We start from the raw sequence: 13536 nt of genomic DNA, 5'->3' as shown, positions 1-13536 counted from the left end.
GACGAGGGCCTCCAAGCCCGGCAACTCGTGCTCGAGACTCCGCGCAAGACGCCGCCGCATCTCGGAGTCGTCCCATGCCGCGCTGGACACACACTGCTGAAGCCTCTGGCGCATGGCTTCTGCTTGCTCAGGCGCTTCTACGAGCCGAGCCGCCATGGGCTCGATACTCTTGCGCTCTCCGTCGAGCAGTAGGCCGGTAAGGTAGCCGCCGAGGGCACGACGCCTCTCGCTCCGGCCCATTCCTTCCGTCATCGACTCCAGAAACCCGCTCAGCTCCCGGTCGAGCTTGCGCAACTGTGTGGGCGTCATGCTCCTTCAACACGGGGCGCCCACGCTCGATTCATCTGACCGGGTAGTACTAGGCGCCTAGGTTTCGTGACTTCTGGTTTAGACCCTGTCTAAGTGATGCAGGTGGCGCTCATCTACACCTACTTGCGCCACCTGCATCCATCAGACAGTACCTAACGCCCTATCGGTGAACGCACTCAAGGGCTCGGACAATCCGCCCGGGCACTTGTCGTTTCCGCACGCGAGAGTGAGTGCCGGCTCGCCCGCGCCGAGCCTTCGGGGCGCTGGCGCAATGGAGCGGCATCCTCTCAAGCTTCAGACGGTCCGAAAATTCCAGGGCATGTCACAACCCCTACCGAAGCTACCACCCCAGGACGGAGGTGCGCATTTCGCTTTGGAGCCCGCGACGTTTGGGTTTCTTCGATCCCGGCAATTTCCGCCGCTGAAAAGAAACTCGGAGGCCCCTCTACCCAACGTGTCTCTTCGAACCGCGACTCCGTGCAGCATGGAGAACCCATCGCATCTTGCGACTAGTCAAATTCAGTCAATCATCAACACCAAAAGACAATCCCGCCCGCCAGCACGAAAGACAAGAATACCCAGACCTTCCTCAAGGAGAAACGATGTCAGACACCCATCTCGACGGAGAAGTCGGACCCAAGTGGCTCACGACCCCCATCAACAACGTCAACGATGCAGTCAGATTCGCTTCACTGGTGGGTCGCTCGGGCATCCTCGAAGTTCGTGACATCCGAGATGCGAATTCACCCCGCCTGTTCTCGATCAACTTCGGAATGACTTTCAGCGGTCCACCCCTCGTCCACATCGGCATTACTGGCTTCGACATGAGAGGTGGTGGTGGTGGAAATCGAGTCAGCATGCGAGTCAACGAAGTCTACTCCAGCAACTGTGTCATCGAAGTCGGAACCTGGGCCGACTGCACGGTCTACTGGGCGCGGATACAGTGGTTTGCCTTTGGTGAGTGAGGGCTAAGGCTAATCTGTACCGCGATCCTAGTTACTTCAGGAGACCTGGCGTTGTACATCCAGAAGAGGCGGTAACCTCACCCGCTGCCGCTCGCGAGGGAGAGCTGATCATCCCCCGCGCGCAGGCGGTCGTCGCAACAGCGAATACGACTCCTTCGGCTGGTGCTCGGTGCTAACATCGAGTGCTGGCACTTCAACGCCGAGGTATTTGGCATCCGCACATCGTTCTCGGGTGCGCATCCTGCGTGGCGCCTCAAGCGCATCGTCGAGTGGGTCGGCCAACAAGTGCGGACCACGGCAGGCATGTACCTGCTCACGGAGGCGCTTGCGGAGCACCCGCCTGAGCCGATGAGGCGTCCGGCCCGGAAGCCCGCGCGCAAGGCGGCGAAAAAGACCGCGCCCCGCCGCGCGCGGAAGACCGCAAAGAAGGGCTGACGCGCGCGCAGTACGAGGCAACACCCGAGGGCGCGGACATGCCGTCTGGGCCCTTGTCGTTTTCAGCAGCTACCGACGCTGCCAACATCCCGCGGACCAAGACTGAGCGATGGATCACCACAACGCACCGGAGAGGACTTGCGTGAGCAACTCATACGGATCGCGAGACTCAACCGTCGCCCTCCCTCGATGGCCCTTCGAGGGCCTCAAGCCAAGCCCCGCTCGCTTGAAGCAGGAAGTCCGGCCCCACTCCACGCAGAGACTGCTGAACACCCCTAACGGCCGACACGAGCACCACGAGCGTCTCTTCGTCGCGCACATACTTTTCCAGAAACAACGACTTACACCCTGGCGGCATCTCGTTGGTGAACACGAGCCACTCATCACACAGCGGACGTAAGAGTTCTACGCATCGCTCATCTCCGTGCTGCGCGACCCATTCCTGCAGTCGCTCAACGAAAACAATCAACGCGCCATCACGGGTGAAGCGGGTGCGTCCCGCATATTCAACAAAACTATGATACACTGCCATCCCACCACCTCTTCGCTGGGCTCCTCGCTGCCGAATATACCCGAAGCAGCGTGGCGACGGCGTGGCACGAGGCCCCTCGTCCCACGGCCGCCACCGCCTGGCATCTGCGGGAGGTGAGTGGGCAGCCGCTCCGGGCTGCCCACTGTGAGTGGGCAGCCGCTCCGGGCTGCCCACCGAAGCAGCGCTTGCCGCCGCTTTCTCCTCAACCACTGCCTACCTTTGCCCTCGGGCAGGGCCTTCTCGCTCTCAGGTCTTCTGCGCACACAGAGCCGAACGAGAGGTGCCCCTGTTCTTTCTTCCCGCTCGTCTCGCGCCTTCCTGCCCCTCGACCTGATCGCGAATCACGGCCCTCGGTTCAGACTTCTTCAAGAAGATGAAGTCACTCGGCATGCGACGGGGGCAGAGCGAGTCGTAGCCTTGTGATCTTGTCATGCGTGTCTCAATGGCATGCATGGCGTTGCCCGCTTCGCCATGGCAGGCCTTGCCAACCCCGAGCGAAGCGATTGCACGGGGAGCCTCCGCCAGCAGGTCACCCCTTGCACAATCGAGTCACCGTCGAGCACTGTTCGACCTCACAAGGGGAGGACGAAGTGCGAGAAACCTGGTGGGAGATTGGCGGCTGGGTAGCCTTGGGAGTGACGTGCTTCCTGGGTTTGATCAATCTGGCGATCATCGCGGACAGCCAGGGGCCCGGGGTCCCGGGCACTGTTGTCGGACTGGTCCTTCAAACCTTGATCGGCGTGGGACTGGCGCGAACAGCGTTCCGCAGAGCGGCCCTGGCCAGGTTTCCGAACCGAGGCCCGCCTGACCTCCAAGAGATGGCCGCGATCGTCGCCAGGCATCGCGCCGCCATCCCAGAAACAGAGCCCGCCGAGGCGCCGGCGTACGCCCAAGTTCCAAATGACCAGCTTCTCGACGTCTACGATCGGATCAAGCCAGAGAAGGCACCCGAGCGCTTCCAAGCCCTGCTGTGGACCATGGCGACCCGCGTCTCTGCCGCCAAGCCCGCTGCGCCCACGTCGACGCCCAGGGCCTGAATCACCTCATCTGGGGCGCATCTTGATGAAGAGGCAGCATTGGCAATGCGCCCTCGGCGGCAGACCGCATCAACCGCATCTTCCGAAACCAAGCTGGACAGTGCCAGGGCCCCATGCAATCCATGGGATTGGACTTCAAGGTCCCGCCCAAGAACGACAAACACCACGGCGTCATTGATTCCACGCGGCCGAACTCAGCGGGTGAGCGCCTGTTGCTGGCCCTTGCGTCTCGCCGCAAGAGTGAGGGTCGGGGGAGGCGGGACTCAAGCCCCAAGCAGCCAAGCCCGCGTAGGTGCGGCCATTGGCAGGATTGTGGGCCCGATGTCCCTCGTCGGAAATGTGCACCCGTGAGGCGTCGCGACGAGAATGGGGTAATCTGCTCCAATGCCCCCGCCCTTCCTCGTTCGTGGTCAGGATGTGAGTCATCTGCTCCATACGGCTCTGCCGGCACATGACTCCCTTTACTCGGCGATGTACTCGGCGCAGCAGCAGTTGATGTTCTCGCTCCGCCAGCATTGGGATACGGCCCATCAAGGGTCCACTCCCTTGACCGGCGCCCCGAGCTACCGCCCCTCGGTCAGCGCGTTCGCCGCGCTGGAAGGCTGGTGGGGTACCTCCTATGGCGATCGCGAGCTGGCACGCGCCCTGTTCAACAGCGCTCGCGCCGCGGATGTGGCCAACATCGTCGGTCATCCCACCGCGGACGCCTTCGCGGATGCCTTCGAGGCGGCCCGGGACGAAGCCTTCTACGTCTTCGCCCAAGTGCCCTCCGTCAACACCCTCAACGGATTCTCCTTCAAGGCGACCTATCTTCACCGGGACATCGAAACGCTGTTCGCCCGCCTCCCGCACTTCCAGAACCCCACGGTCTTGCGCTACCGGGTCATGGAGACAGCCCGCGTCATGCTCCGCATCCTCTGGGGCAACATGAATGGAGTCTGGCGCTCGCTCTATCAAAAGCGAAGCCTGCTCACGACGCTGCTGCTCGGGATGATGCACAACCGCCTGTTGAAGCAATACATGAACGCGGGGCGGCCGCTCTACAATCAAAGCGGCGTGGCCTTCACGCTGCTGACCTTCTCGTATGTGCCCGCGCAGGTGTGGCGAGACAAGCAGCAGAACCAGCCCCAGGGTTACGCCTTCGACGAGGCCCGCTGGTATTACTTCTGGAGGATCTTCGGCTCACTGCTCGGACTGTCGGCCGCCCTCATTCCGCACGACCACGATGAAGCCGAGGAGATGTGGTACTGGTTCTTCGCGAACGGCGAATGCCGAGGCAATCCGCACGACCTCACCCGCACACAGCCCGGCTTCCGGCAGTTGAACCCCGCGCTGCACAACGCCTTCAACGCCTCGAACCGTGTCCAGCCCGACAACTGGACGGCCCTCGATCTGGCCACGTTCCTGCCCGCATGGCTGGTCACGCAGCTGCGCAGTACGCCCAGGTGGTTTCGCTACTTTCGGGGACAATGAAGCCAGCGGACCTCATCGCGCTTTGCGCCCGCTCGATGGATGCCGGTGGGGCAGAGCAGTTGCCCCCGCCCCACTGGCATGTGGTGACTCCGGGTCAGTTGCCTCGGATGAACGCCAGCAGGTCTCGGTTGATGTCGTTCTTCAACGTCGAACACAGGCCGTGCGGAGCGCCCGGATAGACCTTCAGCGTGGCGCCCTTCACCAGCGTGGCCGTCAGCTTGCCCGCGCCCTCGAAGGGGACGATCTGGTCCGCGTCTCCGTGCATCACCAGGGTCGGGATGTTCATGCGCGCCAGGTCCTCGCGGAAGTCCGTCTCCGAGAACGCCTTCACGCAGTCGTACATCGCGGGCAGCCCTCCCATGAGGCCCTGGAGCCGGAAGCTCTCCCTCAATCCTTCGGAGACCTTCGCTCCCGGGCGATTGAAGCCGTAGAACGGCATGCTCAGCTCCCAGAAATAGGTGGAGCGGTCGTCGCGAACTCCCGCGCGGATGTCGTCAAAGACCTTCATGGGCAAGCCGTTCGGATGCCAGTCCGTCTTGATCATGATGGGCGGCACCGCGCCAATGAGCACCGCCTTCGCTACCCGCGTCGTGCCATGACGACCGATGTAGCGCGCGACCTCGCCACCTCCCGTCGAGTGGCCCACGTGAATGGCCTTGCGCAAGTCGAGCGCCGCGGTCAACTCGGCGAGGTCGTCCGCGTAGGTGTCCATGTCATGGCCACCCCATGGCTGCGACGAGCGACCATGCCCTCGGCGGTCGTGCGCGATGGTTCGATACCCATGGCTGGCCAGGAAGCTCATCTGGTCCTCGAAGGCATCCGCGCTCAGCGGCCATCCATGCGAGAAGACCACGGGCTGCCCATCCTTGGGCCCCCAGTCCTTGAAGTAGAGCTGCGTGCCGTCCCGCGTGGTGAGATAGGCACCCGAGATCTGGTCGCTGGTGCTCGGCCGCGATGACTGGAGCTGTCCGTCCATGGCGTGTCCCTCCTTGGGGGCGCTGCGATCGTCGGGAACATGAGCATCCCCCTCCCCCACGCCATGACAGGCAGCAGGCGACAAGACAGGCGGCGTGTGGGCCGGACGTTCGCGTGTCCGGCGCCCGCCCCCATCCAGTCCAGGCGTGACGCGGAAGGAGCCGGCGAGGGCGTGTGCACGCGGCCTCGCCGGCTCGCTCCGCCCAGCGCGTCATCCAGGACGCGGAGACGACGGGATGGCGCGCACCCGAGTCAGCGCATCGTCCAGGCTCAGGTTGTCGAACCAGATGTCGCTCATGCCGCCGTCGCTCCCCTTGCCGAACCGGACGATGATCTGCTTCCCGATGGCGGGGCTTCCGGCCGGCACTGTGTAGGTCACCCCAGCCGTCTCGAACCACGTGTTGCCCACCGCGTACAGCTGCGTGGCGAGTGGGGCCCACGAGGACAGGCTCCCATCCGTCTGCGCGTAGCCAAGCTGGTACGGCAGCACTCCGGTGTTGTCACCGCCGCCGTGCGCCCAGCTCTTGAAGACATACGTCTTCCCTGCCTGGAACCGGTGATTGGGGAGCAACTGCCCCACCGTCTCCGCCGTCCCCGCCGAGTAGAAGCCGAACATCTGCCCAAGGAACTGGCTGGCCGGACGCGGAAATTGCTCGGAGTTCGCCCATCCACCGTTGGGGCCCCAGCTCGCCAGTCCGCCGTACTGCGGCGTGGTGTTGAACTCCATCGTCGCGTTCTGCAGCGGGAGGCTCGTTCCCCCCACGCCGAGCAGATGCTCGCGGTAGGCCTGATGCCCCGCGCGCGGCGTCAACACGGGAGGGCTCAACGCGGCGTTGATGTCACACAAGCCATAGTTGTGGTTCACCGGCTGCTCGCCCGTGTCCTGCACCGTCAGGTAGCGCGACTGGAAGACATAGTCGTGTGCCGGATCCTCGAACCAATTCAGGGCCCGCTCGATCATCCGCCCCTTGAGGCCCTCCAGCTCCGCGGGCGTGTTGTAGCCCCACTCGTCCGCCCAGATCTTCTTCCAGGGTTGCCCATGGTTGACCATCACCGCGCGCACGTTCTGGAGCGCGTCGATGTTCAGGTATGGATCCGAGTCGCTCGTCGGCAGCTTCTGTCCATACGGATGGATGGACACGGCGTCGAAGTACTCTCCACCGACGCGGTTGTAGATCCACCCCAGGTAGTCACTGCACGCCGTGGGGCCCGTGTAGCTGGCGCAATCCAGCCCTCCCGTGGCGAGCACCACGTCCGGGCACCCCTCCTTCATCGCCACGTACCAGAGCTTCAACCAATCCGCGTACAGCTCCGCCTGGGCCTGCTGCCCGTTCGAGCACTGGTCGTCGATCCACCCGCAGCCGTTCTGCTCGTTCCAGAACTCGTAGTAACGGACCTTGTGGCAGTAGCGCGCCGACAGTTCTCGGAAGAAGTACTGGAAGTCCGCCGTGTACTGCGGATCCGGCGGAGACTTGTGCGGCGCGGTCCTTCCCGCGGGCAGCGCCCACAGGGGCGTCATGCCGCTGAACGCGAAGGCCACCAGCCCCTTCTCCCGCGCGAGCGCGTATTGCGCGTCCGCGCCCGTCCAGTTGAAGCCTCCGCCGCGCACGGGCTCGATGTCCGACCAACTGAAGCCCACGTGTGTCGCGACCGCGCCGGCTTCCACCACCTTCTCCAGGCTCGCCCTATCCCATGCGTCAATCTGAGTCGGGTTCCCGGTGTATCCGCCGTAGAGCTCCGTCCCCGAGCGAAAGCCAATCGCGTGGAGATTGGGCCGCTGGGGCGCGGGCGTGCCCGGGCTCGGCGCATCCGCGGTGAGCGTGGCCGAGGACGTCAGCGCGCTGTTGTTGCACGTGGCCTCGAACGTATAGGTCCCGCTGTAGGGCGCCTCGACATAGACGCCGTTGACGGGAGGATGAATCTCGAAACCGCTGGGGCCCGTGAGCCGCAGCGCCACGTACTCGCGCGCCGCCAGGGTGCTGCCGCCATTCACCAGGACGCCGACCTTGAAGCGCTGTCCCTGGATGACCGTGCCGCTGGCCACCCAGCCTCCCGTGGAGGAAATCTGGAGCCGGGCCTGGATGCTCGAATAGGCGCATTGCGCGAGCACCTCCGTCGACATCAATCCCAAGGCCAGCAAGACCACGCTCCCGGCCTGTCTTGCCACCCACTTCCATCGCGTGCGATTCACTCTGTGCTCCTCGTGGATGAGACAGGGCGTCGGTCATTCGACGCCCAGGCGCGCGAAGGTCGAGCACGGATGGAAAGACAGTCACGGGTTGACTGTGGATTCAGTGCGCGCGTCGCAAAACATGATTCATTCAACGACAGCGATCAACCCAGCGAGCGTCCGCTCCTCCGCGAAGTCATTGCCAGCCCGGCACGGCTCTGGTTGACTGCCGCGAGGTGCCGAGGGGCGCCTGCACCCGAGAAAGACGTCGTCACCCTCGCTGTCTGCCGCTGTCGAGTCGTTCTCGATGCACACCTTCCAGGTCCACCGTCGGGTGAGGACCGCCACCGAAGGGCTTCGCATGAGAACTGATTCCTCCCCTCCCTTGGACCTCTTGCGCGAGTACAAGGTCCGCGCCTCGCTGTTGCTCAAGGACCTGCTCGTGGACGACGCGGCCCGCGCCACGCGTGCGGCCGAGCGCCTGCGCCAGCTCCCTCAGTTCGCGGAGCTGTCCGCCCCCGAGGTCCTGGCGCGCAAGGACTCGGTGCTGCGCAAGCATGCGCTCGGCGTCATCGCACAGGAGCAGGGACATCCTTCGTGGTCCGCCTTGAAGGAGACCCTGGAGCAGCGCGCGCCCGGCGACTTCAACACCGAGGCCTTCTTCGCTCGGCCGCCTGGCGCCTTCCTCAACCGCTGGTTCGGCACCTATGCGAAGGCCGCGGCTTCGCTCCGCGCCGAAGGGGGCTTCCTGTTCCCCTTTCGCACGCAGTTCTTCATCTGCGACGCGGGCTTCTTGCGCGCGCTCGGCGCGGACCCGGACGACCCCGACTGGGAGCGCATGGGGCGCGATTGGGTGGCACCGCGTGACATCGATGCGCGGGGGCGACTGGCCGAGAAGCTGGCGATGCTGAACCTGGGAGGGCGCCATGGCGTCCGGTGATGACTCGCGCGCCGCGCGCAGCGAAGCCAAGCGGGCCTATAAAGAGAAGCCTCCGCCCATGGGCGTCTACGCCATCCGCTGCCGGGTGAATGGGAAGGTGTTCGTGGGGACGAGCCTCAACGTCACCGCCTTCCTCAACCGCCTGCGCTTCGAGCTGACCCAGGGCATGCACAGCCTTGCCCCAGGGCTCCAGGAGGATTGGCGCACGCATGGCGCGGACGCGTTCTCCTTCGAGGTAATCGACACGCTCCCCCCGCAGGAGGAGCCTCGCGCCAACCCCAAGGAAGAGCTGGAGGTGCTGCTGGCCCTGTGGCTGGACCGCCTGCGCCCTTATGGCGAAGCGGGGTACAACACCCCACCTTGATGGGTCCGTGACAGGAGGATGGGCCCGGCGGGCAGGTCGGCCGGGCTGAACCTCGGCGCGAGACATGGAAGAGTGGGCCGCGCATGAGCACGAGCGCGGACCCCATCCTCGGCATCGACTTCGGGACCACCAACACCGCGGCGGCCTTCTTCGACAAGACGGGCAAGCTGCGGGTGGTCCCCGTGACGGACAAGAGCTTCACGCTGCCCTCGGTGGCGTGGTTCCACGCGGCGGACAAGGCCATCGTGGGCCATGCGGCGCGGCGGCAGATCATCGACGACCCGCGCCACACCATCTTCGGGGCCAAGCGCTTCCTGGGCCGGCGCTTCCAGTCCGAGTACGTGGCGCGCCACCGCGACCGCTTCGCCTTCGAGCTCTTGGAGGCGCCCGACGGGTACACGGCCGCGAAGGTGTACGGCAAGGTGACGACGCTCACCGACGTGGCCCACCTCATCATCCGGCAGATTCACACGCTCGCGTCGCACGCGGCGGGCGCGCCCTTCGCCGAGTGCGTCCTCACCGTGCCCGCGCACGCGAGCATCCGCCAGCGCGAGGCGGTGCGCCACGCCGCGGAGATGGCGGGCTTGAAGGTCCGCGCCATCGTCAACGAGCCGACCGCGGCGGCGCTCTACTACGCCAACCTGCGCAACCCCGAGCAGACGGTGATGGTGTTCGACCTGGGCGGCGGCACGTTCGACGCCACGTTGCTCTCGGTGCAGAACAAGGTGGTGAAGGTGCTCGCCACGGGTGGCGATGCGTTCCTCGGCGGCGCCAACTTCGACGAGCTCATCGCCGAGCGGCTCGTGGACGACTTCCAGCGCCAGCACGGCATCGACCTGCGGCCCAACAAGGTCGTGATGCAGCGGCTCATCTTCGCCGCCGAGTCCGCGAAGATGGCGCTCAGCCAGACCGAGGCCACGCCCATCCGAGTGCCGTGCATCGCGCAGAAGGACGGCGCGTTCATCGACTTCCAGTACACGCTCACGCGCTCGCAGCTGGAGGACATGGTGTTCCAGCTCGTCGAGCGCACCGCGGCCGCGTGCGACGACGTGCTGGAGCGAGCGGGCTTGAAGGCCGAGCAGATTGACGAACTGGTGATGGTGGGGGGCCAGACGCGAATGCCCGCCATCCGTCAGCGCTTCGCGCACTTCAAGCGCCTGTCCTCGGAGAAGGAGATCCATCCCGAGCTGGGCGTGGCGGTGGGCGCGGCCATCCTCGGACGCAATCTGGCGCGCGGGGTCACCGGGCTCGCGGACGTGGTGCCCATGCCCATTGGCATCATGGTCCCCGGCGGAGGCCAGCATGAGGTCATCCCTGCCAACACGCCGGTGCCCAGCGTGCGCACGGTGGACGTGGACCTGCCGCCGTGGCCGGGGCCCGTCCCCGTGGCGCTCTTCGAGGCGGTGGATCGCACCACCGTCGAGCGTGAGCTGCTGGGCACCGTGCGCATCGAGCCCGAGTGGCGCGTGGCGAACAAGGGCCCCACCTCGCTGGAGCTGCGCATGGGCCAGGACTTCGTGCTGAGCGCGGCGCTCGTCTCGCAGGAAGGGCGGCGCCAGCCGCTCCCCATCGTGGATCCACGGGCACCGCAGCGCGGCTGAGCCCCGCCGTCAGCCCGTCGCGCGGGCCGCCACGCTCTCGCGCAGGGACTCCAGCAGGCGGCGCGCCGTGAGCAGCTCGCCCTGGCACTGCTCCATGCGCTCGGCCAGTCCGTCGAGCACGCCCGCGTCCGCGCTGCGCTCGACGTCGTGGCACACCGACTCCAGCCCCGTCACGCCGAAGTAGGCCGCGTTGGACTTGAGTGTGTGGGCGGCGCGCCCCAGGTCGTCGGACTGGCCCCGGGCGAGCGCGGCGCGCGCGTCGTCCAGCAGCTTGGGCATGCTGTGCAAGGCCGTGTCGATGAGCTCGGGCAGCATCCGCTCCACCTGACCATCGAGCGAGTGCCACAGGCGCGTGAGCGCCGCGGGGTCCAGGCCCTCGATGCGGGGGATGACGGGCGCGGCCGTGACGGGCGCGACTTCCAACCTGGGTTGCACGCGCCGGAGCGCGGCGATGAGTTCCTCGACGCGGATGGGCTTGCTGAGGAAGTCGTCCATGCCGGCGTCCAGGCACTCGCGCCGGTCCGCGGCCATGGCGTTGGCGGTCATCGCGATGATGTGCGGCTGCACCGCGGCGGGGACGTCACGGCGCACCCGGCGCGTGGTCTCCAGTCCGTCCATCTCGGGCATCTGGACGTCCATGAAGACGACGTCATAGACGCGCTGCTCCAGAGATTGGAGCGCGGCGCGCCCGTTGACGGCCACGTCCGCGCGATAGCCCAAGCGGTCCAACACCAGGAGCGCGAGCTTCTGGTTGGTGGGGTTGTCCTCCACCAACAGGATGCGCAGCGAGGAGATCGCCGCCGGGCGCTCGCCGAAGATGGAGCCCTCGCGGGTGGCGCGGGGCGGCGAGGGCGCGGGCATGCTCGGCGAGGTGTCATGCGACAGGCACTTCATCACCGCGTCATAGAGCTGCGAGGACTTCACCGGTCGGGACAGGACGGAGAAGAACAACCCCGGGGGCTGCGCGTCGCGTTGATCGAACGAGGTGAGCAGCAGCAAGGGCAGCTCGCGGACCGCCTCCTGGCCGCGGATGATTCCGGCCAGCGTGGGCCCGTCCAGCAGCGGCATGCGGTGGTCCAGGATGGCCAGGTCGAAGGGCCCCCCGGATTCGAGCCGCGCCAGGGCCTCGGCGCCCGAGCCCGCTTCCACCGGCTCCATGCCCCAGGACACGAGCTGGCGATTGAGCAGCTTGCGGTTGATGGCGTTGTCATCCACCACCAGCACGCGCCGCCCTCGCAGCACCGGCTGCTCCAAACGAGGACCGCCCAGCGAGGCCTGAGGCGCGGCGCGCGCGGGCAACAGGAAGTGGAACGTGGAGCCGCGTCCGGCGATGCCCTCGCTCTCCACCCAGATGCGCCCGCCCATCATCTCCACCAGCCGCTTGCTGATGGCCAGACCCAAGCCCGTGCCACCGAAGCGGCGGGAGACGGAGGCGTCCAGTTGGTTGAAGGGCTGGAAGAGCCCGGCCCGCCGGTTCTCCGGGATGCCCAGCCCCGTGTCCTGCACGGTGAAGCGCAGCTCGAACGGGTCGCCCGGCTCCACGGGCGCGCGCAGCACGTCCACCGACAGCACCACCCCGCCCCGCTCGGTGAACTTCACCGCGTTGCCCACGAGGTTGAGCAGCACCTGGCGCAGCCGCGCGGCGTCTCCCTCCAACAGCGACGGCGTGGCCGCGGCGACGTGGTAGCCCAGGTCCAGGCCCTTCTCGCTGGCGCGCACCGCGAGCAGGTCCAGCACGGACTCCACGCACTGACGCAGGTCGAAGGGGTTCGACTCCAGCTCGACACGGCCGGCCTCGATCTTCGAGAAGTCCAGCATGTCGTTGAGCAACGACAAGAGCGCGTCGCCGCTCTGCCGGATGGTCGTCACGAAGTCGCGCTGCTCCGGCGTGAGCGCGGTGTCCAGCAGGAGCCCCGCCATGCCGATGATGGCGTTCATCGGCGTGCGGATCTCGTGGCTCATCGTGGCCAGGAACAAGCTCTTGGCCTGGTTGGCCGCCTCGGCCGCCTGACGCGCGCGCTGGAGGTCGGTGATGTCGTGGTAGATGGCGATGAAGCCCACCGGCTGGCCGCCCACCGCCACAGGCAGGGCGAGCAGCTCCACGTCCACCACGCTGCCGTCCTTGCGCACCCGCTGCGTGACGGAGTGCACGCGGTCCAGTTGCAGCACCTCGCGCGAGGTCTGCTCGGCCACGGGGCGGATGGGCTCCACGTTGGCCACCAGGTGGAGGATGTTCCGGCCCAGCGCCTCTTGCGGCGTGAAGCCGAACAGCCGCTCCGCCGCCGGGTTCCACGACAGCACGCGGAACTCCCGGCTGATGGTCACGATGGCCACCGGGCTGTTGCGGATCACCGCCTCGGAGAATTCCTTCTGGTGCCGCAGCGTGGCCTCTGCCTCCAGGCTGCCCACCAGGTCCCGCAGCATCAGCGCCCAGCCGCCCACCTGCCCGGATGCGTCGCGCTGCGGCACGCTCAAGACGCGCAGCGAGCCGGTGGGCGGCCACACCAGCACCGTCTCGCGGGGGATGCCTCCATCGGCGTCGAGCGTCGGGGGGAGCCAGCCGGGGAGCACCTGCTCCACCGCCATGCCCAGCAATACCGACCGTTCACCGAAGACGTTCTCCGCCGCGCGGTTCACGTCCACGATGCGATGGGCGCGATCGAGCACGAGCACACCGTCTCGCGTGTGCTCGAACACGGCGGCATGTGCGCTGAACGGCAGGTCGGGCAACGCTC

General features: G+C 66.4%; 11 protein-coding genes. 6 read left to right on the top strand and 5 right to left on the bottom strand.

Annotated elements, in window-relative coordinates; genetic code table 11:
* Positions 1-252: transposase (locus KRR26_RS22705; protein ID WP_407931733.1), on the bottom strand; the 252-nt coding region annotated here is incomplete at its 3' end.
* Positions 253-911: 659 nt separating this feature from the next.
* Here KRR26_RS22705 and KRR26_RS22700 point away from each other — a divergent pair.
* Positions 912-1274 carry an H-type lectin domain-containing protein gene (locus KRR26_RS22700; RefSeq protein ID WP_120210678.1) on the top strand — a complete coding sequence of 121 codons (363 nt, stop codon included), beginning with the start codon at positions 912-914 and terminating at the stop codon, positions 1272-1274.
* Positions 1275-1878: 604 nt separating this feature from the next.
* Here the strand turns inward: KRR26_RS22700 and KRR26_RS22695 are convergent.
* On the bottom strand, positions 1879-2241 hold the full coding sequence (locus KRR26_RS22695) for a hypothetical protein (RefSeq protein ID WP_147423100.1): 363 nt from the start codon (positions 2239-2241) through the stop codon (positions 1879-1881).
* A gap of 536 nt (positions 2242-2777) precedes the next feature.
* Here KRR26_RS22695 and KRR26_RS22690 point away from each other — a divergent pair.
* Positions 2778-3278, top strand: a complete 501-nt coding sequence (locus KRR26_RS22690; protein ID WP_147423101.1) for a hypothetical protein — start codon at positions 2778-2780, stop codon at positions 3276-3278.
* Positions 3279-3662: 384 nt separating this feature from the next.
* Complete coding sequence (locus KRR26_RS22685; protein WP_217080791.1) at positions 3663-4751, top strand: oxygenase MpaB family protein; 1089 nt, start codon at positions 3663-3665, stop codon at positions 4749-4751.
* A gap of 94 nt (positions 4752-4845) precedes the next feature.
* Here KRR26_RS22685 and KRR26_RS22680 read toward each other — a convergent pair whose 3' ends face one another.
* Both KRR26_RS22680 and KRR26_RS22675 read right to left on the bottom strand, forming a co-directional pair.
* A complete protein-coding gene (locus KRR26_RS22680; RefSeq protein WP_120210683.1) occupies positions 4846-5727 on the bottom strand; it encodes an alpha/beta fold hydrolase in 882 nt (293 codons plus the stop codon).
* A gap of 210 nt (positions 5728-5937) precedes the next feature.
* A complete protein-coding gene (locus KRR26_RS22675; protein WP_217080790.1) occupies positions 5938-7917 on the bottom strand; it encodes an alpha-amylase family protein in 1980 nt (659 codons plus the stop codon).
* Positions 7918-8257: 340 nt separating this feature from the next.
* Between KRR26_RS22675 and KRR26_RS22670 the strand changes: the two genes are divergently transcribed.
* The 3 genes from KRR26_RS22670 to KRR26_RS22660 all read left to right on the top strand — a co-directional run bounded on the left by KRR26_RS22670 (position 8258) and on the right by KRR26_RS22660 (position 10801).
* Positions 8258-8836, top strand: a complete 579-nt coding sequence (locus tag KRR26_RS22670; protein WP_217080789.1) for a hypothetical protein — start codon at positions 8258-8260, stop codon at positions 8834-8836.
* Positions 8823-9200 (top strand): GIY-YIG nuclease family protein, encoded by a 378-nt coding sequence (locus tag KRR26_RS22665; protein ID WP_199723967.1) that lies wholly within the window; start codon positions 8823-8825, stop codon positions 9198-9200. Before KRR26_RS22670 ends, KRR26_RS22665 begins: the two co-directional genes overlap by 14 nt.
* An 83-nt stretch (positions 9201-9283) precedes the next feature.
* A complete protein-coding gene (locus tag KRR26_RS22660; RefSeq protein WP_120210685.1) occupies positions 9284-10801 on the top strand; it encodes an Hsp70 family protein in 1518 nt (505 codons plus the stop codon).
* A 9-nt stretch (positions 10802-10810) separates the two neighbouring features.
* On the opposite strand, the gene KRR26_RS22655 is transcribed toward KRR26_RS22660, so the two are convergent.
* Entirely contained in the window at positions 10811-13531 is a 2721-nt protein-coding gene (locus tag KRR26_RS22655; RefSeq protein WP_217080788.1) for a hybrid sensor histidine kinase/response regulator, read from the bottom strand.
* Positions 13532-13536 lie beyond the last annotated feature (5 nt).

This window comes from Citreicoccus inhibens (genome assembly GCF_019039035.1).
In the GTDB taxonomy this organism is placed as follows: Bacteria; Myxococcota; Myxococcia; order Myxococcales; family Myxococcaceae; genus Citreicoccus; species Citreicoccus inhibens.
This window is presented reverse-complemented; position numbering and strand designations above follow the sequence as displayed.